The organism is Nitrincola lacisaponensis, from assembly GCF_000691225.1.
Taxonomy (GTDB): domain Bacteria; phylum Pseudomonadota; class Gammaproteobacteria; order Pseudomonadales; family Balneatricaceae; genus Nitrincola; species Nitrincola lacisaponensis.
Genome location: NZ_JMSZ01000005.1, coordinates 1 through 1,610, shown reverse-complemented (window position 1 = coordinate 1,610; position 1,610 = coordinate 1). Strand labels below are relative to the sequence as shown.

Genomic DNA, 1,610 nt, shown 5'->3' with positions numbered 1-1,610 from the left:
GTCACGTTGTAATACTGATTCACCAACTGGGTAATCTGCCCATCATGATTCGCCAAGAAGTCATCAAAAGCCCAGTAAGAGGAGTAGGTCAAACCCGCATTCAGGCGCAGGCGTTCCACTGGCTGCCACACCAGATCAAAGCCACTCTCCCACTCTTTTCGCCGACCTGCACGAGGAAACATCCGCCAGTTATCACTGCCGGTATATTCATCGTCAGAGCGCAGCTTTTCCATCTGAAAACGCCCTAACAAGGTCAGTGATACGGCATCATTCAACTCCATACGGTTGCTCAAGGTCACGCCATCACGGGTATTGGTGGCATTGGCCAGTGCCGTATTACGCAAAATCGGATCCCCATTCTGGTAATAACTGGTGAAGTTGGGGAAACCACCGGCACTGTAGGTATCACTGACGGTATCGGTGCGCCAGAGATTGGCATGAAAATCAACCCAGGGGTTGTCGTCTGGCTTATACTTGTATTCCAGGGTGTAGGCTTGGGTTTCCACCTGACTCAACGGCCATTGGATCGTACCGCGCTCCTCAGACTGACTGATACGGGTTGGCATAATCTCCCCGTATAGACTCTCCGAAGCACGGTAGCTCAGCCCCAAACTCTCCTCCTCAGACAGGTGCCAGGTGGTCTTCAGCAGCCAGGACTCCATCTGGCTGGAGGTGTTGGTGACTTCTGTGCCCGGTGGCCAGTAGTTGGCCATGCTGCGAATGTAATCCAAGGTGCTGTCACCGGCTTCATTCGAGAAGTAATCGGTATTACGCTTGCCCGAGAAGTAGTTGCCCCGTTCACGGTAGGCATAGGCCGCCAGAAAATCGAACTGTTCACCCTTGGAGGCCAGTGCCAGGCGGTAGGCATAATCTTCTCCACCCAGGGGGTTATCATCACTGCTGCCACGGGGAGAGGGCGTCACCATCAGTGTCGCATCATCATAGGGATAAGCAGCGCCGCCACTCCCCTGTGGATAACCGTCTACTGTACGGAAATCCTGACCTGTGTGCAGGGTGGGCAATTTCGGGCTCACGGAGTTGCTGCTACCCTCCACCCGAAACTCAATCCCGAAATCCTCGCCATCGCGAATAATGTCCTCGGGCTCCAGGGTACGAATCACCATGGCACCACCCACACCACTCTGCACATCGCGCTCACGGGTGCCGCCTTTGAAGATCTGGATACCACCGATCAGATTGGGATCAATGTAGTTACGATTGGTGGCACCGTTATAACCGCGCCAGACTGTCAGAGCCTGTTCGGTGCCATCCACTGTCACCGGTACGCGTCCTGGCCCTTGCACGCCACGAATATTCAAATCCAGCGCACCGCTGTTGCGTGCCTCACCGCTGAACACACCGGCCACCCCTTTTAACAGATCGGCAGGGTTGGTGCCCTGATAGCGCTCGGCTTCAACACGGCCGATATAGGCGGTGGCGGTATCCCGGTCATAGACTTCGTTATAACCCTGCTCATCACGGCTGATGCTGAAACCGGCTCCTTCAACCTGCAGGGTATCCAGCGACACCGTACCGCTATCGGCTTGTAACTCGGGCTGCAGAGCACTGGCGGCTTGCACTCGCAGACTGCCATCCGGTTGTAATTGTGC

1 protein-coding gene is annotated in these 1,610 nt (G+C 55.4%); it reads right to left on the bottom strand.

Annotated features, from left to right (window positions below; genetic code table 11):
• Positions 1-1,610 (bottom strand): TonB-dependent receptor plug domain-containing protein (locus ADINL_RS00790; RefSeq protein ID WP_036542658.1); only part of this gene is annotated, 1,610 nt, incomplete at both ends.